The sequence below is a fragment of the Bradyrhizobium sp. WSM2793 genome (genome assembly GCF_000379585.1).
Lineage (GTDB): Bacteria > Pseudomonadota > Alphaproteobacteria > Rhizobiales > Xanthobacteraceae > Bradyrhizobium.
Genome location: NZ_KB902786.1, coordinates 112,314 through 132,070 on the forward strand (window position 1 = coordinate 112,314; position 19,757 = coordinate 132,070).

At 63.5% G+C, this 19,757-nt stretch carries 17 protein-coding genes; 9 read left to right on the forward strand and 8 right to left on the reverse strand.

All coding sequences use genetic code 11. The features are described from left to right. The first annotated feature begins 21 nt into the window (after nucleotides 1–21). Nucleotides 22–1,227: a PHB depolymerase family esterase gene (locus tag A3AS_RS0120870; protein WP_026202196.1), complete on the forward strand. Its 1,206-nt coding sequence runs from the start codon at nucleotides 22–24 to the stop codon at nucleotides 1,225–1,227. A 1-nt stretch (nucleotide 1,228) separates the two neighbouring features. Here A3AS_RS0120870 and A3AS_RS0120875 read toward each other — a convergent pair whose 3' ends face one another. Beyond that, entirely contained in the window at nucleotides 1,229–1,531 is a 303-nt protein-coding gene (locus A3AS_RS0120875; protein ID WP_157644339.1) for a hypothetical protein, read from the reverse strand. Nucleotides 1,532–1,668: 137 nt separating this feature from the next. Here A3AS_RS0120875 and A3AS_RS0120880 point away from each other — a divergent pair, with 137 nt between their 5' ends. Continuing rightward, nucleotides 1,669–2,037 carry a helix-turn-helix domain-containing protein gene (locus A3AS_RS0120880; RefSeq protein WP_018319512.1) on the forward strand — a complete coding sequence of 123 codons (369 nt, stop codon included), beginning with the start codon at nucleotides 1,669–1,671 and terminating at the stop codon, nucleotides 2,035–2,037. A 3-nt stretch (nucleotides 2,038–2,040) separates the two neighbouring features. Here A3AS_RS0120880 and A3AS_RS0120885 read toward each other — a convergent pair whose 3' ends face one another. Beyond that, a complete protein-coding gene (locus A3AS_RS0120885; protein WP_018319513.1) occupies nucleotides 2,041–2,721 on the reverse strand; it encodes an MBL fold metallo-hydrolase in 681 nt (226 codons plus the stop codon). A gap of 162 nt (nucleotides 2,722–2,883) precedes the next feature. Here A3AS_RS0120885 and A3AS_RS0120890 point away from each other — a divergent pair, with 162 nt between their 5' ends. Continuing rightward, nucleotides 2,884–4,482 (forward strand): alpha-amylase family glycosyl hydrolase, encoded by a 1,599-nt coding sequence (locus A3AS_RS0120890; RefSeq protein WP_018319514.1) that lies wholly within the window; start codon nucleotides 2,884–2,886, stop codon nucleotides 4,480–4,482. A gap of 179 nt (nucleotides 4,483–4,661) precedes the next feature. Here the strand turns inward: A3AS_RS0120890 and A3AS_RS0120895 are convergent, their stop codons facing one another. After that, the gene (locus A3AS_RS0120895) at nucleotides 4,662–6,362 is read right to left on the reverse strand and encodes an alpha-amylase family protein (RefSeq protein WP_018319515.1); all 1,701 of its coding nucleotides are present in this window, start codon (nucleotides 6,360–6,362) and stop codon (nucleotides 4,662–4,664) included. A gap of 284 nt (nucleotides 6,363–6,646) precedes the next feature. Here A3AS_RS0120895 and A3AS_RS0120900 point away from each other — a divergent pair, with 284 nt between their 5' ends. Beyond that, nucleotides 6,647–7,138 (forward strand): MmcB family DNA repair protein, encoded by a 492-nt coding sequence (locus A3AS_RS0120900; RefSeq protein WP_018319516.1) that lies wholly within the window; start codon nucleotides 6,647–6,649, stop codon nucleotides 7,136–7,138. Nucleotides 7,139–7,359: 221 nt separating this feature from the next. Here A3AS_RS0120900 and A3AS_RS0120905 read toward each other — a convergent pair whose 3' ends face one another. After that, a complete protein-coding gene (locus tag A3AS_RS0120905; protein WP_008141807.1) occupies nucleotides 7,360–7,914 on the reverse strand; it encodes an ActR/PrrA/RegA family redox response regulator transcription factor in 555 nt (184 codons plus the stop codon). A 193-nt stretch (nucleotides 7,915–8,107) separates the two neighbouring features. Next, nucleotides 8,108–9,430, reverse strand: coding sequence for an ActS/PrrB/RegB family redox-sensitive histidine kinase (locus tag A3AS_RS0120910; protein WP_018319517.1), 1,323 nt, complete (start codon nucleotides 9,428–9,430; stop codon nucleotides 8,108–8,110). Between the two features lie 103 nt (nucleotides 9,431–9,533). On the opposite strand from A3AS_RS0120910, the gene A3AS_RS0120915 reads away from it, so the two are divergent. From A3AS_RS0120915 to A3AS_RS0120930, 4 genes are all read left to right on the forward strand, one after another. After that, nucleotides 9,534–10,337 carry an ABC transporter ATP-binding protein gene (locus A3AS_RS0120915; RefSeq protein ID WP_018319518.1) on the forward strand — a complete coding sequence of 268 codons (804 nt, stop codon included), beginning with the start codon at nucleotides 9,534–9,536 and terminating at the stop codon, nucleotides 10,335–10,337. Between the two features lie 112 nt (nucleotides 10,338–10,449). Then, the gene (locus tag A3AS_RS0120920; protein WP_018319519.1) at nucleotides 10,450–11,268 is read left to right on the forward strand and encodes an ABC transporter permease; all 819 of its coding nucleotides are present in this window, start codon (nucleotides 10,450–10,452) and stop codon (nucleotides 11,266–11,268) included. 121 nt (nucleotides 11,269–11,389) lie between these two features. Next, entirely contained in the window at nucleotides 11,390–12,718 is a 1,329-nt protein-coding gene (locus tag A3AS_RS0120925) for a polyhydroxyalkanoate depolymerase (RefSeq protein ID WP_018319520.1), read from the forward strand. Nucleotides 12,719–12,935: 217 nt separating this feature from the next. Continuing rightward, on the forward strand, nucleotides 12,936–13,775 hold the full coding sequence (locus A3AS_RS0120930; RefSeq protein ID WP_018319521.1) for a M48 family metallopeptidase: 840 nt from the start codon (nucleotides 12,936–12,938) through the stop codon (nucleotides 13,773–13,775). A gap of 352 nt (nucleotides 13,776–14,127) precedes the next feature. On the opposite strand, the gene A3AS_RS0120935 is transcribed toward A3AS_RS0120930, so the two are convergent. Then, nucleotides 14,128–16,341, reverse strand: a complete 2,214-nt coding sequence (locus A3AS_RS0120935; protein ID WP_018319522.1) for a transglycosylase domain-containing protein — start codon at nucleotides 16,339–16,341, stop codon at nucleotides 14,128–14,130. A gap of 166 nt (nucleotides 16,342–16,507) precedes the next feature. Between A3AS_RS0120935 and A3AS_RS0120940 the strand changes: the two genes are divergently transcribed. Next, nucleotides 16,508–16,933 carry a DUF1330 domain-containing protein gene (locus A3AS_RS0120940; RefSeq protein ID WP_018319523.1) on the forward strand — a complete coding sequence of 142 codons (426 nt, stop codon included), beginning with the start codon at nucleotides 16,508–16,510 and terminating at the stop codon, nucleotides 16,931–16,933. A 136-nt stretch (nucleotides 16,934–17,069) separates the two neighbouring features. On the opposite strand, the gene A3AS_RS0120945 is transcribed toward A3AS_RS0120940, so the two are convergent. Both A3AS_RS0120945 and A3AS_RS0120950 read right to left on the reverse strand, forming a co-directional pair. Further along, nucleotides 17,070–18,296 (reverse strand): ABC transporter substrate-binding protein, encoded by a 1,227-nt coding sequence (locus A3AS_RS0120945; RefSeq protein WP_026202197.1) that lies wholly within the window; start codon nucleotides 18,294–18,296, stop codon nucleotides 17,070–17,072. 188 nt (nucleotides 18,297–18,484) lie between these two features. Continuing rightward, nucleotides 18,485–19,726: an ABC transporter substrate-binding protein gene (locus A3AS_RS0120950; RefSeq protein ID WP_018319525.1), complete on the reverse strand. Its 1,242-nt coding sequence runs from the start codon at nucleotides 19,724–19,726 to the stop codon at nucleotides 18,485–18,487. Nucleotides 19,727–19,757 lie beyond the last annotated feature (31 nt).

Below are 19,757 nucleotides of genomic sequence, written 5' to 3' on the forward strand. Positions count from 1 at the left end.
GTCGCCCACCAGGAAGTTGCCGTGTCGTTAGCCAAAAATGTTGATCTGTTGAGACGTCTGCCGAGGCTGGACGGTCTGCGCTTTGCCGAGCTCGGCCGCAGCGCGGATGCGTCCAGTCCATTGGAAGAGGTCACCGGCTTTGGCGACAACCCGGGCGCCTTGCGCATGTTCGCGTTCGTGCCGGCGCAGTTGCAGAAGCCGCGCGCGCTGGTCGTCGTGCTGCATGGCTGCGGGCAGACGGCAGCCGGTTACGATCTCGGCGCGGGCTGGTCGACGCTCGCCAAGCACTATGGCTTCGCGCTGCTGATGCCCGAGCAGCAGCGGATCAACAACGGCAACACCTGCTTCAACTGGTTCAATCCGGAAGATACGGCGCGGGACAGCGGCGAGGCGCATTCGATCCGCGAGATGATCGCGCACATGGCCGAGGCGCATCGCATCGATCCCAGGCGCATCTTCATCACCGGCCTGTCGGCCGGCGGCGGCATGACGTCGGTGATGCTCGCGACCTATCCGGAAGTCTTCGCGGCCGGCGCGGTCATTGCCGGACTGCCCTATGGCATCGCCTCGAATTTGCGCGAGGCGCTGGACGGCATGTTTCATTCCCCGGTGCGTCCCGCGCGCGAGCTCGGCGATCTCGTGCGCAATGCCTCGGATTATCGCGGCCCCTGGCCGAAGGTTTCGGTGTGGCACGGCAGCGCTGACCGCACCGTCAATCCCGGCAATGCCAACGAGATCGTCAAGCAGTGGCTCGATCTGCATGATCTGCCGGAAGCGCCGATGGCGGAGACCAATGTCGACGGCTATCCGCGCCAGGCGTGGTGGGGCAAGGATGGCGAGACGCTGGTCGAGTCCTACGCCATCACCGACATGGCGCACGGCACGCCGCTCGGGCTTGCCGACAACGACCAGCGGTACGGCGTGGAAGGCGCATTCCTGATCGAGGCCGGTATTTCCTCGTCCTATCACATCGCAAAGTTCTTCGGCCTCACCGGCTGGATTGCAGATGCTGCAAAGGCGGAGGCCAAGCCTACAAGCAAGTCTACAAGCAAGCCTACAAGCAAGCCTGCCGCGCAGCCGGCCTTGACGCCCGCGCCGCATCTCGCCCGCTCGATCCGCGCCGCGGTCGCCGAACAGCCGGCCGAGCCGACGCGCGAGGAGGCTCGCGGCTTCGATCTCGGCCAGATCATCACGCGCGCACTGACCGCCGCGGGGCTGATGAAGTAGTTCAGGCCGTCTGACCGATCCATTCGATCGGCGTCACCGTCACCTCGCCGCCGGCGACCTTCCGCGTCATCTCCTGATAGGCTTTGAAGAAGTCGCGCGATTGCAGCGCTTTTTGCGCGGCATCGTCAGCGACGCTGGCGAGATGGAAATAGCTGCCGTCGTCGCGGTTCTTCAAGACGCGATAGCCGATCCGGCCTTTCAGCTCGGGATCGCCGTCGATCGCCTTGATGAAGCGGCCGACCTCCTGGTGCCAGGCCTCCGTCGTACCGTTCCTGAATTCATACTTGATCATGAAGTGCTTCATGTGACGCTCCCTGTTCGTCGTGTGCGTCATCATCTGCGGCTTGCAAGCGATCCTGCAAGTATGGACAAAATTGATAGTATGGACTTTTTCGACGCCGCTCCTATCCTGAGGCGTGGCTAACGCGTGGAGGAGACGACATGGCGAAGGCGAACCCGGCGCGCACCTGTCCGGTCGCGGCCTTTCAGAAGATGATCAGCGGCAAGTACAAGCTGCGCATCGTCTGGGATCTCAAGGACGGCCCGCGCCGCTATGGCGAGATCCGCAGCGGCCTTTTGCGCGGCACGGAAGGCAGCGCCGAGATCACCCCGCGCGTGCTCAGCCGTGAATTGAAGGCCCTGACCGCGAGCGGCCTGATCGACCGCAAGGATTTCGGCGAGGTGCCGCCGAAGGTCGAGTATCGCCTGACCCGCAAGGGCAAGAGCTTCGTACCGGTCGTCGCGGCGATCCGCGAATGGGGCGATCGTCACCTCACTGAGACCGCCACGCTTGTGGACGCGGCGGAATGAACCTCACATCTCGCCGGTAATGAACGGATTGGTCATCCGCTCCTGGCCGATGCTGGAGCCGGCGCCGTGGCCGCAGATGAAGCCGACGTCGTCGCCGAGCGGCAGCAGTTTTGTCAAAATCGAGTTGATCAGCGTGGCGTGACTGCCGCCGGGCAAATCGGTGCGCCCGACCGAGCCGGCGAACAGGACGTCGCCGACATGAGCGAAGCGCAGCTCCTTGTTGAAGAACACCACGCTGCCCGGCGAGTGGCCGGGGCAGTGGAAAATATCGAATTGCAAGCTGCCGATCGACACGCTGTCGCCTTCGGCGAGCCAGCGGTCCGGCGCGAAATTGCGCACGCCGGTCATGCCGAAGCGTGCGCCGCTCTCGACCACATTGTCGAGCAGGAACTTGTCCGCTTCATGCGGCCCCTCGATCGGCACCTTCAGCGCATCGCGCAGATCGGCCGCGCCGCCGACATGGTCGATATGGCCGTGGGTCAGCCAGATCTTCTCCACGGTGACGCCGGTCTGCTTGATCGCGTCCAGGATCTTCGGCACGTCCCCGCCAGGATCGATCACCACGGCCTTCTTGCTGGGCTCGTCCCAGATGATGGTGCAGTTCTGCTCGAACAGCGTCACGGGAACGATGATCGCGCCGGCCTTGGCTTGCGAAGAGTCTTGGCTGTTATTTTGCTCGGTCATGGCGCCACAATGCCGATTTTTGCCAGGCCGCCAAGCAAAAGATTCGCCGCCGCGCCCGGGAACAATCGTCACACGGCCGTCCCAATTGGCCTGCCAATTTGAACCGGGGCGGTGTTGTCGCGTTCTCCCGCGCAAGACGCAGATTATGGGTGGTCTTCCCGCATGGCTCAGAGCAACGAAAACTGGTGGCGCGACGGCATCTTCTATCAGATCTACCCGCGCTCCTTTCAGGACTCGAACGGTGACGGCGTCGGCGATCTCGCCGGCATTTTGCAGCGGCTGCCTTACGTCAAATCGCTCGGCGTCGATGCGATCTGGCTGTCACCGATCTTCCCCTCACCGATGGAAGATTTCGGCTATGACATCGCCGACTATACCGGCATCGAGCCGCTGTTCGGCACGATGGAAGATTTCGATGCGCTGATCGCGGCCGCCCACGACAACGGCCTGAAGCTGATCCTCGACCTCGTGCCGAACCACACCTCGGACCAGCATCCCTGGTTCGTCGAGAGCCGCGCCTCGCGCGACAATCCCAAGCGCGACTGGTACATCTGGCGCGATCCGGCACCCGACGGCGGAGTGCCGAACAACTGGTTGTCCGAGTTCGGAGGCAGCGCGTGGCAGTTCGATGAGACCACCGGGCAATATTACTACCACGCCTTCCTCGCCCAGCAGCCGGACCTGAACTGGCGCAATCCCGACGTCCGCGCCGCGATCTACGACGTGATGCGGTTTTGGCTTGAGAAGGGCGTCGACGGCTTTCGCGTCGACGTGATCTGGCACCTGATCAAGGATGCCGAATTCCGCGACAACCCGCCCAATCCGCATTACGTCGACGGACGGCCACCGAATGAAAGGATCATGACGCAATACTCCACCGACCAGCCGGAGGTGCATGACGTGATCTCGCAGATGCGGCGTGTCACCAATGAATTCGGAGCCCGCGTGCTGATCGGCGAGATCTATCTGCCGCTGCACCGTCTCATGGCCTATTACGGCAACGATCTCACCGGCGCGCAGATGCCGTTCAATTTCGCGCTGCTCTCGACCTTCTGGAGCGCGCGCTCGATCGAGACAATCATCGAGGATTACGAGAAGGCGCTGCCGCGCGGCGCCTGGCCGAACTGGGTGCTCGGCAATCACGACCGCCCGCGGGTCGCAAGCCGCGTCGGGTCCGAGCAGGCCCGCGTTGCCGCCATGCTGCTGCTGACGCTGCGCGGCACGCCGACGCTCTATTACGGCGACGAGATCGGCATGCACCAGGTGGCGATCGCGCCGGAGGATGTCCGCGACCCCTTCGAGAAGAACGTGCCCGGCATCGGTGTCGGCCGCGACGGCTGCCGCACGCCGATGCAGTGGGATGCGACCGAATTCGCCGGCTTCTCGGCGGCGCGGCCGTGGCTGCCGCTGCCGGAGCACTATGTGCGCGACAATGTCGTCAATCTCGAAGCCGATGTGCGCTCGATCCTCAATCTCTACAAACGCCTGATCACCCTGCGGAAGAGCAGTCCGCCGCTGGTCGCCGGCGATTATCATCCGATTGCGGCGCAAGGCGATCTCCTGATCTATCGCCGCGAAGCCGAGGGCCGGGCGCTGATCGTGGCGCTCAATCTCGGCCCCGATCCGGTCGCGGTGACCACCAGCGCGATCCGTTTCGGCAGCAGCATACTGCTGTCAACGTTCCTGGATCGCGACGGCGAGCGCATTGAAGGCGTGTTGGATCTGCGTGGCAATGAGGGGGTGATTGTCGCCCCACCCTAGCTGTCGTCCCGGACAAGCGCAGCGCAGATCCGGGACCCATCACCACAGGGAGTTGTTTTGCGAAGACTCGGAGTGACCAGCGCGCCCCACACTTCTCCCTGTGATTATGGGTCCCCGCTTTCGCGGGGACGACAGCGGAGGGTATGGCTGCGGTGGAGTATAGCGATGCGTAGATACTCTTACCCCGGATGCTTCTTCCCCCGCACCGTATCCCCGTCGATATCACTCCGCTTCAACAGATAATCCAGCCCGCCGACGCGGTACCAGCGATACCCATACGGCTCCAGCACGATTCGGTGCTGGCCGCGCTTGTCGGCGTGGCTGTGGTCCTCCGCAAGCAGATTGATCAGGTGCGCGCCGGCCTCATCCGGCAGCCCGGGTGAGAACGCGATCTCGCGCGGCTTCTCGTCGAGATTATGCACGAACAGCACCGAATTGTTGCGCCAGTCGTAGCGCATGATGAACACGGCGGGATCGCGCACCGGAATGATCGCGAAGTCCCCCCAGCCGACCTCCGGCACCTCTTTCCGCATACGGACGATGCGCTCGGTCCAGTTCAGCATCGAGTTGGGGTCGCGCCGCTGCTTGGCGACGTTGACGTGCGGGTAGCCGTAGGGCCCCTTGTCGATCACGGGGCAGGCCGGCTTGTTGCTCTTGGTGAAGCCGCCATGCGGCTCGGTCGACCATTGCATCGGCGTGCGCGCGCAATTGCGTTCCGGCAGTGAGAGATCGTCGCCCATCGCGATCTCGTCGCCATAGCGGATCACGGGCGTTCCCGGCAGCGTGCACATCAGGCTGTAGGCGAGCTCGAGCCGCCGGCGGTCGCCGCCGAGCATCGGCGCGAGTCGCCGCCTGATGCCGCGGTCGTACAGCTGCATATCCTTGTCGGGACCGAAATTCCTGAACACGGTGTCGCGCTGCGCCTTGGTCAACCGTCCCAGATCGAGCTCGTCATGATTGCGCAGGAACAGGCCCCATTGCGCGGTCGCCGGCCGCGGCTTGGTCGCCTTCAACGCCTTCGCCAGCGGCCGCGAATCTGCGGAGGCCAGCGCATAGAACAGGTGCTGGTTGACGTGGAAGTTGAACATCATATGCATGCGGTCGGCGTCGCGGCCGAAATATTCCATGTCCGTCTTCGGCAGCACATTGGCTTCAGCGAGGATGATGGCGTCGCCCTGCCGCCATTGCAGGAATTCGCGGAACGCGCGCAGCATGTCGTACTGCTCGACCGGCTTCTTCACGTTCGCGCCCTTGGTCGCGATCACGAAGGGCACGGCGTCCATGCGGAAGCCGGAGACGCCGAGCTGGATCCAGAACCCCATGATCTTCAGGATCTCGGCCTGCACATGCGGGTTCGAGGTGTTGAGGTCGGGCTGGAAATCGTAGAAGCGGTGGAAGTAATACGCGCCCGCTTCCTTGTCGCGCGTCCAGGTCGTTTTCTGCACGCCGGGAAACACCATGCCTTTGTCGGCACCGGCCGGCTTCTTGTCGGACCACACATACCAGTCGCGATACGGCGAGTTCTTGTCGCGCCGCGCCTCCTTGAACCAGTGATGCTGATCCGAGGTGTGGTTGACGACGAGATCGATGATGATGCGGATGCCGCGCTGCTTGCAGCCATGGGCGAACTCGACGAAATCGCCGAGCGTGCCGTAACGGGCATCGACGCTGTAATAGTCGGCGATGTCGTAGCCGTCGTCGCGGCCGGGCGAGGTCTGGAACGGCATCAGCCAGATCGTGGTGATGCCGAGGCCGTGCAGATAATCGAGCCGGCGGAGCAGGCCCTTGAAGTCGCCGACACCGTCGCCGTTGGCGTCCATATAGGAGCCGACGGAAAGGCAGTAGATTACCCCGTTCTTGTACCAGAGATCGTCGATCATCCGCGCAGCCTCGGTGGTTCCGCCGAGGTGCGGCGGCTGCGTGATAAGTTCGTGGGGGAGGGGAGGTTCCGCGTCCCATCCTCGGTGTCGTCCCCGCGAACGCGGGGATCCATACCGCGGGATCTCTCGATTGCAGTGGTCGAAGTACCGAATGACGAGTCTTCGCCAAACCTCTCCCTGGGGTTCTGGGTCCCCGCTTTCGCGGGGACGACATGGAGTGTGTGGTGACAGCTCGCCTCTATTGGATGGTGTCCGCCCCATACGGAATCGGCTACTCTCCCCCCATGGACAGCACGGCCCGCAACATCGCCCTGGTGCCGCCACCCGATCGCCGCCAGTCGGAAACGGCGCTCGCGGTCGCGCGCGGCACCGCGCGGCTCTTACGTTCGCTCGGCTTTACCTGCATCAGCGAATTGCCGCTGCCCTCGGGCCGGCGCGCCGATCTGGTGGCGCTGAACGAGCGTGGCGAGATCTGGATCGTCGAGATCAAATCGTCGGTGGAGGATCTGCGCACCGATCAGAAATGGCATGAATACCGTGCCCATTGCGACCGGCTGTTCTTCGCCTTCACGCAGGACCTGCCGTGCGAGATCTTTCCGGAAGGCACCGGCCTGATCATCGCCGACGCCTATGGCGCGCACATGCAATGCGAAGCGCCCGAGCACAAGCTGGCTGCCGCGACGAGGAAGCAGATGACGGTGCGGTTTGGAATGGCGGCAGCCTTGCGCATCAACCGCCTGGTCGATCCGCAGGGGCATGCAGATTTTTGGGAGTAGCGGCGCCGCAAACATCGGTGCCGTAGGGTGGGCAAAGCGAAGCGTGCCCACGATCTCTATCCAGCTCTTACAGATCGTGCGCACGGCGCTTTGCGCCTTTGCCCACCCTACGAGACCTGTCGTTCCGTCATCCCGCGATGTGGCCGGGCCGTCGCCCTTCGAGGGCCGCTGAAGGAGCGGCCACCTCAGGGTGACGGGGATAGGTTGCTGATTGCCGTAAATTATCGCGGCGCGCGTTTGGCCAAAATGCGCTGCAACGTCCTGCGGTGCATGTTGAGCCGCCGCGCCGTTTCCGAAACGTTGCGGTTGCACATCTCGTAGATGCGCTGGATGTGCTCCCAGCGCACGCGGTCGGCGGACATCGGGTTGGTCGGCAGCTCGGATTTCTCCGCGCTGGTCGACAGCAGCGCCGCGACGACGTCGTCGGCATCCGCTGGCTTGGAGAGATAATCGATCGCGCCCATCTTCACCGCGGTGACGGCGGTGGCGATGTTGCCGTAGCCGGTCAGCACGATCGCGCGCGCATCCGGGCGCTTCTTCTTCAGCGCCGAGACCACGTCGAGGCCGTTGCCGTCGCCGAGCCGCAAATCCACTACGGCGAATGCCGGCGCTGCCTTGCCGATCTGCGCAAGACCATCCGAGACGGTGTCGCATGACGTCACCGCAAAGCCGCGCGTTTCCATGGCGCGCGACAACCGCTCCAGGAACGGCTTGTCGTCCTCCACGATGAGCAGCGAGCGGTCGGTCTGTTCGTTCAGTTCGGCGATGGCGTTCAAGGTTTTGTCCTCTCTCCAACGCGACTACATATGGCCTCGCAATCGAGCGGTGCCAAGGCCGCCGATAGTCGATCGGCCCTGTTGTGCGACGCAAGGTCGCGGCCACAAGCGCGATGAAGGTCATCGCGCTCGCGATTCTTGTTTTCGCATGATCCTATCGGAAAACCGCTGAACACTTTTCCGGGATCAGGCCCTATCCTATTGTTTCTTCGAGGCTCTCGATAGCCTCAAAACGCTGTCGCGGCCAAGTGATCTGCACCACCGCGCCGTGTTCCGGAAAGATCCGGTTGGTAAACAAGACCTTGGCGCCGGTGCGTTCCAGCAAGGTGCGCGCGATGAACACGCCCAATCCGAGACCGCGTCGCTCACCGCCGCCGTCATCCGTGGTTCGCCGCCGCGACAAATAGGGCTCGCCGATCCGGTTCAGGATATCGGGCGGAATGCCGGGGCCGTCGTCGGAGATCAGAAGCTCGATCGTGTCCTTGTTCCACCACGCGTTCACCTCGACGGTGGTATGGGCGAAATCGACCGCGTTCTCGACGATGTTGCCGACGCCGTACAGGATTGCCGGATTGCGCGAGCCGACCGGCTCGGACACGGCGGCGACCGCGATCCGCACCTTGATCTCGACGCCGAAATCGCGGTGCGGGGCCACCACCTCCTCGATCAGCTCCGACAGCTTCATGCGGTCGAACGGCGCGCCGGTGGAGGAGAGCTGGGTGATCTTGCTCAATATGTCGCGGCAACGCTGGGTCTGCTCGCGCAACGTCTTCAGGTCGGCGGCAAAGCTGGCGTCCTTCACCGTCTTCTCCAGCTCGCGCGAGATCAGGAAGATCGTCGCGAGCGGCGTGCCGAGCTCGTGTGCGGCCGCGGCTGCGAGCCCGTCGAGCTGGGCCAGGTGTTGCTCGCGCGTCAGCACCAGCTCGGTCGCGGCCAGCGCGTCCGCAAGCTTGCGCGCCTCCTCGGTCACCTGGAACGAGTAGAGGCTGGTGACGCCGATCGCGAGCACGATCGAGAGCCAGACGCCGACGAGATAGATCGGCGGCAGCACCAGCGGATCATCGGAATCCCACGGCAGCGGCAAATGGAAGAAGAACAGCACCGAGGCGCAGGCCACCGCGAGCACGCCGAGGCCGAACGTGAAGCGCGCCGGCAGCGCCGTGGCCGAGATCAGCACCGGCGCCAAGAACAGGAACGAGAACGGGTTCTGCAGTCCGCCGGTGAAGTACAACAGACCGGCCAGTTCCACGATGTTCAGCGCGAGCAGTCCGGCCGCCTGCATCGGCTCCAGCCGCTGCATCGGATTGGCCGCGGTCTGGAGCGCCAGATTCAGTGCTGCCGACAAGGCGATGATGCTGACGCAGGGGACGATCTCGACGTTGAATTCCAACCCCTGCGCCACGATGAAGATCGCGGCGAGCTGGCCCAGCACCGCCAGCCAGCGCAGCCGCAGGATCGTGTCCAGGCGGATATGCCGCTGCGCGTGGCGAAAGTCGGAAGCAGCAATTTCAGTCATATCGGCCAATGGGGGTGCCTTCCAGATCACAAACGCTGGGCTCGCGGAACCACCGGATTACAAGCCTTGCGCTATCCGCTGCAATAGCAGAAGAACGACCAGCATGACCGAGAATGACAAGGCTTCAAGTCGGCCGACTGTCGCGGAGCGCAGCTCGTCCGCGGCGATCGCGGTCGAGCACCTCGTCAAGATCTACAAGCAGACCCGCGCGGTCGACGACATCTCCTTTTCGCTGCCGCGCGGCAGCATCACCGGGCTTCTCGGCGGCAACGGCGCCGGCAAGACCACGACCATCGCGATGATCATGGGCCTGGTGCTGCCGACCTCCGGCCGCGTGCAGGTGCTCGGACATCGGATGCCGGAGGAGAGCGCTGCCGTGCTGGGGCGGATGAATTTCGAGAGCCCCTATGTCGACATGCCGATGCGACTCACGGTGCGGCAGAATCTCACCGTGTTCGGCAAGCTCTATGCGGTGAAGAACCTGTCGGAGCGCATCGCCGAGCTCGCGGACGATCTTGATCTCACCGATTTCATCGACCGCGCCAACGGCAAGCTGTCCGCCGGGCAGAAGACCCGCGTCGCGCTTGCCAAGGCGCTGATCAACCGGCCCGAGCTGCTGCTGCTGGACGAGCCGACCGCCTCGCTCGATCCGGATACCGCCGACTGGGTGCGGGCGCATCTGGAGCGTTATCGCAAGGACAACAACGCCACCATCCTTCTGGCCTCGCACAACATGCTCGAGGTCGAGCGGCTATGCGATCGCGTCATCATCATGAAGCGCGGTCGCATCGAGGACGACGACACGCCGGAGGCGATCATGGCGCGCTACAACCGCACCACGCTGGAGGAGGTGTTTCTGGACGTTGCGCGCGGCCGGGTGAACGGCGCGAAGGAGGCAGCAAGGTGAGCGGGAGCCGTCTTCGTAGCCCGGATAAAGCGAAGCGTAATCCGGGACCCCTGTCGCATGTGGCACGATTCCCGGATTGCGCTGCGCTCCATCCGGGCTACGGGAGCGTGCCATGACCGACCTCACCCTCCACCGCGGCATCTCCGTCCATCGCATCGGCGCGATGATCCTGCGCTACTGGTACCTCCTGCTGTCGTCCTGGCCGCGGCTGCTCGAATTGCTGTACTGGCCGGCGCTGCAGGTCATCACCTGGGGCTTCATCCAGTACTACATCGCCGAGAATTCCAATTTCTTCGCGCGCGCCGGCGGCACGCTGATCGGCGCCGTCATCCTCTGGGACATCCTGTTCCGTGGGCAGCTCGGCTTCTCCATCTCGTTCCTGGAGGAGATGTGGGCGCGCAACATCGGCAACCTCATGATGAGCCCCTTGAGGCCGATCGAGTTTCTGCTGTCGCTGATGGTCATGAGCCTGATTCGGCTTGCGATCGGGATCATTCCGATGACCTTGCTCGCGCTGTTCATGTTTCAATTCAATGTCTATGCCCTGGGCCTGCCGCTGATCGCATTCTTCTGCAATCTGATCTTCACGAGCTGGTCGGTCGGCATCTTCGTGTCGGGTCTCGTGCTGCGAAACGGCCTCGGCGCCGAGAGCATCGTCTGGACCCTGATGTTCGCGATCCTGCCGCTCGCCTGCGTCTACTATCCCGTCAGCGTGTTGCCGGTCTGGCTGCAGTACGTCGCTTGGGCATTACCGCCGACCTATGCCTTCGAGGGGATGCGCGCGCTGCTGATCGAGCAGACCTTTAGGACCGATCTGATGCTGGAGGCGTTGGCCATCAACGTAGTACTCCTGGTTGCATCTTTTTGGGCATTCCTTGCCCTTTTGCGCAGCGCCAAGAAGCACGGCTCGCTGCTGTCGGGCGGCGAATAACGTCACTTTCCCGTGGATTCAGGCCGATTTACCCGTCTCAGCCACGTAGATGTACGGAACCATGCATTGACGCAATATTGCGCATTCGGCAGTATGCTGCGATGCGAAGAGGGATATAGCGATGCCTATTGGTGAGTTCGGCGGCGCACCGCCCCTGGCTGCAGAAGGCAGTCCGGTCCTGACGACGCCGATGTACTGGATGTACGAGATGGCGCACGCCTCTCTCAATCCGGCACGTGCGGTCACTGACGCGACCAAGCTGCTGTTTCAGAATCCTCTCAACCCCTGGGCGCGCACCGAGGTCGGCAAGTCGGTTGCCGCGGCCTGCGAATTGTTCGAGCGCACCACGCGCCGCTACGGCAAGCCGGAATGGGGCCTCGACGACACCGAGGTCAACGGCATCCGCGTCCCCGTCGAGGTCCGCTCAGTCTGGGAAAAGCCGTTCTGCCGGCTGCTCTACTTCGATCGCAAGTTCGCTCGTCCCCTGCGCAGCCCGCAGCCGCGCGTGCTGATCGTGGCGCCGATGTCCGGGCATTATGCGACGCTGCTCCGCGGGACGGTCGAGGCCTTCCTGCCCGCACATGAGGTCTACATTACCGATTGGGCCGATGCCCGCATGGTGCCGCTCAGCGATGGCCGCTTCGATCTCGACGATTACATCGACTACGTCATCGAGATGCTGCACGTCCTCGGCGGCAACACCCACGTCATGGCGGTGTGCCAGCCCTCCGTGCCGGTGGTCGCCGCCGTCTCGATCATGGAAGCGCGGCGCGATCCCTTCGTGCCGACCTCGATGACGCTGATGGGCGGCCCGATCGACACCCGTCGCAATCCGACGTCGGTGAACAATCTCGCCCAGGAGCGCGGTATCGACTGGTTCCGCAACCACGTCATCACCAAGGTGCCGTTCCCGCATCCCGGCATGATGCGCGACGTCTATCCGGGATTCCTGCAGCTCAACGGCTTCATCAGCATGAATCTCGACCGGCACATGGACGCCCACAAGCAGCTCTTTGCCCATCTGGTGAAGGGCGACGGCGACCTCGTCGACAAGCATCGCGAGTTCTATGACGAATATCTCGCGGTGATGGACCTCTCCGCCGAGTATTACCTGCAGACGGTCGACACCGTTTTCGTGAAACATTCGCTGCCGAAGGGCGAGATGACGCATCGCGGAACACGCGTCGACCCCTCCAAGGTCACGCGCGTGGCGTTGATGACGGTCGAAGGCGAGAACGACGACATCTCGGGTCTCGGTCAGACCGAAGCGACGCACACATTGTGCAGCTCGATCCCCGATCATCGCCGCGTCCATTACGTCCAGAAGGGCGTCGGACATTACGGCGTGTTCAACGGCTCGCGCTTCAAGTCGGAAATCGTTCCGCGAATCCATGACTTCATGGTCTCAGCTGCGAATCCGAGTTCATTGCAGGCTCTCGCGGCCGAATAACCTTCGTTTTCGGCTTTCCCGTCGAAAATTCAGGCCCCGCCGGAGGCTCCGGCCGGGCCTGGTTCTCTCCAAATTCGCGGTATTTAGGTAGCTTTATAGGAGTGAGTCTTCCCTCACCCCTTGGGGGTGCCGCATGCGTCCAGCGGGGGCGAAAAAAGCCGGTTCCAACCCCAGTCTGTAGGGTCTCCCGGACGTCAGACCCCTGTATATTGGGCAAATGATTTGTTTTTGCGCCGAGCGCTTTCCCTGGCGGCGGTTATGGCAGAATCCGGGCGCCCTCCTGCCCCCCGGACTGACAGACATGGCCACTCGCGCTCTCCTCTATCGGCGGCCCCACGAACCCAAGACCGTCCTGATCACCCATGGATCGCAATTTTTTGCCATCCGATTGCGCCGGCACCGCCGCGCGCGCCGTTACACGCTCAGAATTCATCCGAGCGATCGCGAAGCCATCCTCACCATGCCGCCGCGCGGCACGCTGGCCGAGGCGAAAGACTTCGCGCAGCGCCACGGTGCGTGGATCGCGGCGCGCCTCGGTCGCTTGCCGAAGGCTGCGCCGTTCCAGCCGGGCACGGTGATACCGCTCCGTGGCACCCCGCATCGCATCGTTCATCGCGCCGGCACGCGCGGCACGGTGTGGACCGAGATGCGCGACAGCGGTGAGCGCATTCTCTGCGTCGCCGGCGGGCTCGAGCATGTCGATCGCCGCGTCAGCGACTTCCTCAAGCGCGAGGCGCGCCGCGACCTGCAGCGATCGGCGGAGGCTTACGCCGCCGAGCTCGGCGTCAGGGTCAAGCGCCTCTCGATCCGCGATCAGTCCAGCCGCTGGGGTTCCTGCACCTCGGCCGGCTCGCTGTCGTTCTCCTGGCGCCTGATCCTGGCGCCGCCCTTCGTGCTCGACTACCTCGCCGCGCACGAGGTCGCTCATCTCGTCGAGATGAACCACTCGGCGCGGTTCTGGCGCGTGTGCGGAAAAGTCTGCCCGTCGATGGAGCGCGCCAAGAAGTGGCTCGATACCTACGGCAACGATCTGCACCGGTATGGGGTCGAGGATTAGGGACGCGCTACAAACGTCTTGAAAGGTGTCGTCGCCCGGCTTTGACCGGGCGATCCAGCGCGCCGAGACGGCGCTGATTGAATCGAGAAGCCGCGGCGTGCTGCATTCCCCGCTTTCGCGGGGAATGACAGCGGAGAGTGGAGCGGCTGGTGTTTTTGCTTTTGGGAGTAGCTCACCTCGGTTGATCCTGCCGTGATTGGCAGGACTTGTCGAAGTGATGGAGCTGACTTCGAGGCGCAGTTCAGGCGTCTGTGCGGCCCGCGCAAGCCGTTGATATCGTTAGCGCGGGCTACTGTGCATGGGGTTGTTTTCGCAGTTTTTGTCTTGAGGCCACGCGGACCTCAGGCCGCGCCTAACGGTTTCCGCCAAACAGCCGGTCCATCAGCCAGCCATCGAGCCCTGCCGCAGCCTCCGGCCGCGCATTGGCGCGCGTCGGCGGTGGGCGATAGCCGCCATTGCTTGCGGGTGCCGGCCCGGGCGCTGCCAACGTCGGCGGCGACACCTGCGAAGCCGCCTGCGCGAGGTTCGACAGGCCCCAGCCACCTTGTGTGCTCGGCAATGCCGCCACCGGCACACCCTCGTGCGCGGTGCGCATGAAGCGCGACCAGACTTCCACCGGCAGGCCGCCGCCGGTCGCCTTCTTGGTCGGCGAATTGTCGTCATTGCCGAGCCAGACGCCGGTGACGAGGCTTGCGGTGTAGCCGATGAACCAGGCGTCGCGGTAATCCTGGCTGGTGCCGGTCTTGCCGGCCGCGGGCCAGCCCGGGATCTCGGCCTTCTTGGCGGTGCCTGATATCAGCGTCTCGCGCATCATCGCGTTCATCATGCCGACATAGCGCGGGTCGATGACCTGATTGCGCTCCTCAGGCTGGCGCATGTAGAGCAGCTTGCCGCCCAGCGTCTTGATCCGCGTGACGACGTGCGGTGCCACCGCGAGACCGCCATTGGCGAAGGGGGCGTAGGCGCCGACCAGCTCGACCACCGAGACTTCCGACGTGCCGAGCGCGATCGAGGCGTTCGGCTCGAGCTTGGAGGAGATGCCGAGCCGGTGCGCGGTGCGCACCACATTCTTCGGTCCGACCTCGAGGCCGAGGCGAATGGCGACGGTGTTGAGGGACATCGCCAGCGCCTGCGTCAGCGTCACCGCGCCGAAATATTCATGAGTGTAGTTCTCGGGTCGCCAGCCCTTGACCTCGATTGGCGCGTCCTGGCGCATCGTATCAGGCGTCAGGCCCTGCTCGAGCGCGGTCAGATAGACGAACGGCTTGAACGAGGAGCCCGGCTGGCGCTTTGCCGTCACAGCGCGGTTGTACTGGCTCTCGGAATAGTTCCGCCCGCCCACCATGGCGCGCACCGCACCATCTGGCGTCATCGCCACCAGCGCGCCCTGGCTGACATTGAACTTCACGCTCTTGGCCGCGAGCTCGTCGATGATGGCGGCTTCCGCCACGCTCTGCAGTTTCGGATCGATCGTGGTCTCGACCTTGATGCTCTCGTCGATCTGGCCGACCAGATCGTCCAGCACCTCGCCGATCCAGTCGGCGACGTAATTGACCGTCCCGGCGCCGACCGGTTTCACATTGTAGGAGGGATGGCCGATCGAGGCCTGCGCCTGCGCATCGGTGATGAACTTTGCATCCGCCATCGCCGCGAGCACGATTTGCGCGCGGGCTTCGGCGCCTTCGGGGTTGCGGTTCGGCGCGAGGCGCGAGGGCGATTTGACAAGGCCGGCCAGCATCGCGGCCTCGGCAACCGTGACGTTCTTCGCCGACTTGCCGAAATATTTCTGCGCGGCGGCTTCGACGCCATAGGCGCCGGAGCCAAAATAGACGCGGTTGAGATAGAGCTCCAGGATCTCGTTCTTGGAATGCTTGCGCTCGAGCCAGATCGCGAGCTCTACCTCCTGCAGCTTGCGCTGCATGGTGCGCTCCTGGGTCAGGAACAGGTTCTTGGCGAGCTGCTGCGTCAGCGTCGAGCCGCCCTGCGAGACGCCGCGATGCATGACGTTGGTGACGAGGGCGCGCAGGATGCCGATCGGGTCGATGCCGAAATGCGAATAGAAGCGGCGGTCCTCGATGGCGATGAACGCCTTGGGCAGGTAAGGCGGCAAATCCTTCAGCGAGACATTGGCGCCGGCCATCTCGCCGCGTTGCGCCAGCATGCTGCCGTCGATGCCGACGATCTGGATCGTCGGCGGCCGCTTGGGGATCTCCAGCGACTGGATCGGCGGCAGATGGGCGCCGACATAGATGACGACGCCGATCACGGCGATCGCGCCCCACAGGCCGAGCACCGCGCCCCAATAGACCAGGCGGCCGATGCTGGCGCCGATGCGCGACTTGGTGCGCCGCTTGGCACCGCTGCGGCTGGCCGGCGCCTTCCGTTCGCGCGGCGGCTCGTCACCGGAATCCTCGCTCTTGCGCTTGGCGGATGATTTCGTTGATTTCTTCGGCTTGTCGTCGCCGCCGGGGATGCGGTCCGCAGGGGTCAGGCGCAGATCGGCGAGCGCCGCGGGCAAGCCGAACAGCGGCTCCTTCCGCCCACCCTTTTTCTTTCCCCACGCCATACGCAAAAACGCCCGGTCAGCCCGCCCCGCCGCACGCTAGCGGTCGCTGTTTAAGGCCCGGTTACCCCGGCGTTAACGCGTGATTAGGAGGTGAGGCATTCGCACCCCGCAGTTCCGCTGTTTTGGCGCCGGAGCTAGGATCAGCGGCACAAAAGAGGGAGTGCTCATGGGCCATATCGATCCGACCAAGGAGATTTTCGCGCAATTCCGGGAGAACGACCGTCCCGGGCCGATCCAGATGCTCAACCTGGTGCGTCTGCGCAAGGAGGCGGCCTATCCGGATGGCCGCAAGGCAAGCGGCGCCGAAGCCTACGCGGCCTATGGCCGCGAGAGCGGCCCGGTGTTCGAACGCCTCGGCGGCCGCATCATCTGGCAGGGCAGATTCGAGCTGATGCTGATCGGCCCGCAGGACGAGCGCTGGGACCATTGCTTCATCGCCGAATATCCTGATGTCGGAGCCTTCGTCGAGATGATCCGCGATCCCGTCTACCGCGAGGCGGTGAAGCACCGCCAGGCCGCAGTGGAGGACTCGCGGCTGATCCGGCACGCCGTGCTGCCGATCGGGAAGAATTTTGGGGAGATACCGGAGTAGCTCGTAGGGTGGGTAAAGCCCCGGGGTGCGCGAATGCGCATCCCGGTGTGTGCCCACCACTTACGTCGCGATTGTGGAGAGATGGTGGGCACGGCGCTTGCGCGCCTTTGCCCACCCTACGAAGTTGCGTGAGAAGCTAACCCGCCGGACCCGCATCCTCCAGGATCGGGCCGAACAGCTCCCAGCGCTCGCCGTTGAACTTCATCATCTGAAGCTGCTTGTTGACGCGGTAGTCGGTCGCCGAGGTGTTGGCCTTGATGCCGGGCAGCGCGGTGTCGCCGATGAAGTCCTTCAGCGAGGCGGCCTGCTTCATGACATTCTCGCGCGTCAGGTTGTCGCCGCACTGCTTCAGCACGTGCACCAGCAGCTGGGCGGTGCCGTAGCCATAGGTGTTGAAGCTCGAATCCTTGTCGCCGTCAGGATAGTACTTCGCCATGAAGTCGAAATATTTCTTCATGCCGGCATCGTCCTTCCAGGCCGGATCGAGCGGATCCTTGCCGTAGTTGACGCTGATCACGCCCTTGGATGCCTCCAGGCCCGCCGGCTTCATCACCGCACCGACCGAAGTGGCGTTGATGTCGACGATCTGCACCGGATGCCAGCCCATCTCCGCGATCTTCTTGATCGCCTGCGCGGCCTGCTTCGGCGTGGTCGCGCTGAAGAACAGGTCGGCGCCGGCATCCTTGATCTTGAGAATCTGCGAGTCGACGGTCGGATCGGAGACCTCGTAGGACGCTTCCGTCACGATCATCTTGCCAGCCTTGTCGCCGAGGCCGGCCTTGATGCCGTTCAGATAGTCCTTGCCGAGATCGTCGTTCTGATAAAGCACGCCGATCTTGGCGTTCGGATGCTCCTTCAGGACGTACTGGCCGTAGATGCGGCCCTCGACGAAATAGTTCGGGTTGTAGCCCATGGTCCAAGGGAAGTTCTTGGGATCGGTGAACTTCGAGGCGCCGGTGGCGGCGAACAGCTGCGGCACCTTCTTGGAGTTGAGATATTTCTGCACGGCTGCGTTCGACGGCGTGCCGACGATCTGGAAGGTCAGCAGCACCTCGTCGCTCTCGACGAGCTTGCGCACCTGCTCCACCGCCTTCGGCGGCGAATAGGCGTCGTCATACTGGATCAGGTTGATCTTGCGACCGTTGACGCCGCCCTGGTCGTTGATCATCTTGAAATAAGCGGCCTGCGTCTTGCCGATCGTGGCATAGGCCGATGCCGGCCCCGAGAACGGCACAGTCTGTCCGACCTTGATCTCGGTGTCGCTGGCGCCCGGATCATATTTCTTCTGGGCATTGGCCGCTGAAATTGACAGCGCCAGAGCAAGCGCCGTGGCCGTGGCCAGATGCAGCATTCCATTCCTCATTCGCAATTCCCTCAGTCTGTTTTTGCCGATGATCTCTCGGCGCGCGCTTGCGCATCCGATGCCATCGCTGAGGGCGAGTGTGGAGGAGCGATTGTTGCGACGCAAGGTGGGCGTTCGTAGGGTGGGTTAGCCTTGCAGGCTGCGCGAAGCGTCGTCCGCTGGGCGTAACCCACCCTACGAGATCGGGACTAGCCCGACGGTCCCGTGTCCTCGATGATCGGTCCGAACAGCTCCCAGCGTTCGCCGTTGAACTTCATCATCTGCATCTGCTTGTTGACGCGGAAGTCGTTCGGCCCGGTATTGATCTTGATGCCGGGCAGCGCGAAGCTCGGCGTGAAGTCCTTGATGTTGGCGACCTGCTTCATGATGTTCTCACGGGTCAGATCGTCGCCGCATTGCTTCAGGACCTGCACCAGCAGCTCCGCCACGGAATAGGCGTAGGTGTTGACGGTGTTGAGCTTGTCGCCTTCCGGGAAATACTTGTCCATGAAAGCGAAGAAGGCCTTCACGCCGGGATCGTCCTTCCACTGCGGATCGCTGGGCTCCTTGCCATATTGGGTCGAGATGATGCCCTTGGAGATGTCGAGGCCGGCCGGCTTCAGCGTCGCCGAGATCGGGCTCGCATTGATGTCGAGGATGTGTACCGGCGTCCAGCCGAGGTCGGCGAGCTTCTTGATCGCCTGTGCGGCGAATTTCGGCGTCGAGGCATCGAAGAACACGTCAACGCCCATCGACTTCAGCTTGACCACCTGGGAATCGACCGTCGGGTCGGTGACCTCGTAGGAGACCTCGCCGACGATCATGCTTGCGGCCTTGTCGCCGAGGCCGCTCTTGAGGCCCGCGAGATAGTCGCGGCCCATGTCGTCGTTCTGGTAGAGCACGCCGATCTTGGCGTTCGGATGCTCCTTGAGAATGTATTTGGCGTAGATGCGCCCCTCGGACACGTAGTTGGGATTGTAGGCGATGGTCCAGGGATAGTTCTGCGGATCGTTGAAGCGGGCCGCGCCGGTCGAGGCCAGCAACTGCGGCACCTTCTTGCCGTTGAGATATTTTTGCACGGCGGCGTTGGCCGCGGTGCCGATCAGCTGGAAGGTGAACAGCACCTCGTCGCCCTCGACGAGCTTGCGCACCTGCTCCACCGTCTTCGGCGGCGAATAGGCGTCATCATACTGGATCAGATTGATCTTGCGGCCGTTGATGCCGCCCTGATCGTTGATCATCTTGAAGTAGGCGGCCTGGGTCTTGCCGATATTGGCGTAGACGGAGTAAGCGCCGGAGAACGGCACGGTCTGGCCGATCTTGATCTCGGTGTCGGTCGCCCCGGTGTCGTATTTTTTCTGGGCGAAGGCTTGGCTTACGAAGGCTTGGTTCGCGGTGAACGCGAAGGCGAGCGCTGTCGTGGCAGCTAAGAAGGCTCTGCGATTGGTCATGTTGGTTGTTCCTCCTGACGGAATTCTCGGC

What these genes read in the sequence shown, in the direction of transcription:
- A3AS_RS0120940 (WP_018319523.1), top strand. Translation starts at nt 16,508, where the DNA reads ATGGGCCATATCGATCCGACCAAGGAGATTTTCGCGCAATTCCGGGAG.
- A3AS_RS0120945 (WP_026202197.1), bottom strand. Translation starts at nt 18,296, where the DNA reads ATGAGGAATGGAATGCTGCATCTGGCCACGGCCACGGCGCTTGCTCTG.
- A3AS_RS0120930 (WP_018319521.1), top strand. Translation starts at nt 12,936, where the DNA reads ATGATTTGTTTTTGCGCCGAGCGCTTTCCCTGGCGGCGGTTATGGCAG.
- A3AS_RS0120885 (WP_018319513.1), bottom strand. Translation starts at nt 2,721, where the DNA reads ATGACCGAGCAAAATAACAGCCAAGACTCTTCGCAAGCCAAGGCCGGC.
- A3AS_RS0120925 (WP_018319520.1), top strand. Translation starts at nt 11,390, where the DNA reads ATGCCTATTGGTGAGTTCGGCGGCGCACCGCCCCTGGCTGCAGAAGGC.
- A3AS_RS0120935 (WP_018319522.1), bottom strand. Translation starts at nt 16,341, where the DNA reads ATGGCGTGGGGAAAGAAAAAGGGTGGGCGGAAGGAGCCGCTGTTCGGC.
- A3AS_RS0120895 (WP_018319515.1), bottom strand. Translation starts at nt 6,362, where the DNA reads ATGATCGACGATCTCTGGTACAAGAACGGGGTAATCTACTGCCTTTCC.
- A3AS_RS0120915 (WP_018319518.1), top strand. Translation starts at nt 9,534, where the DNA reads ATGACCGAGAATGACAAGGCTTCAAGTCGGCCGACTGTCGCGGAGCGC.
- A3AS_RS0120875 (WP_157644339.1), bottom strand. Translation starts at nt 1,531, where the DNA reads ATGAAGCACTTCATGATCAAGTATGAATTCAGGAACGGTACGACGGAG.
- A3AS_RS0120900 (WP_018319516.1), top strand. Translation starts at nt 6,647, where the DNA reads ATGGACAGCACGGCCCGCAACATCGCCCTGGTGCCGCCACCCGATCGC.
- A3AS_RS0120880 (WP_018319512.1), top strand. Translation starts at nt 1,669, where the DNA reads ATGGCGAAGGCGAACCCGGCGCGCACCTGTCCGGTCGCGGCCTTTCAG.
- A3AS_RS0120890 (WP_018319514.1), top strand. Translation starts at nt 2,884, where the DNA reads ATGGCTCAGAGCAACGAAAACTGGTGGCGCGACGGCATCTTCTATCAG.
- A3AS_RS0120950 (WP_018319525.1), bottom strand. Translation starts at nt 19,726, where the DNA reads ATGACCAATCGCAGAGCCTTCTTAGCTGCCACGACAGCGCTCGCCTTC.
- A3AS_RS0120920 (WP_018319519.1), top strand. Translation starts at nt 10,450, where the DNA reads ATGACCGACCTCACCCTCCACCGCGGCATCTCCGTCCATCGCATCGGC.
- A3AS_RS0120910 (WP_018319517.1), bottom strand. Translation starts at nt 9,430, where the DNA reads ATGACTGAAATTGCTGCTTCCGACTTTCGCCACGCGCAGCGGCATATC.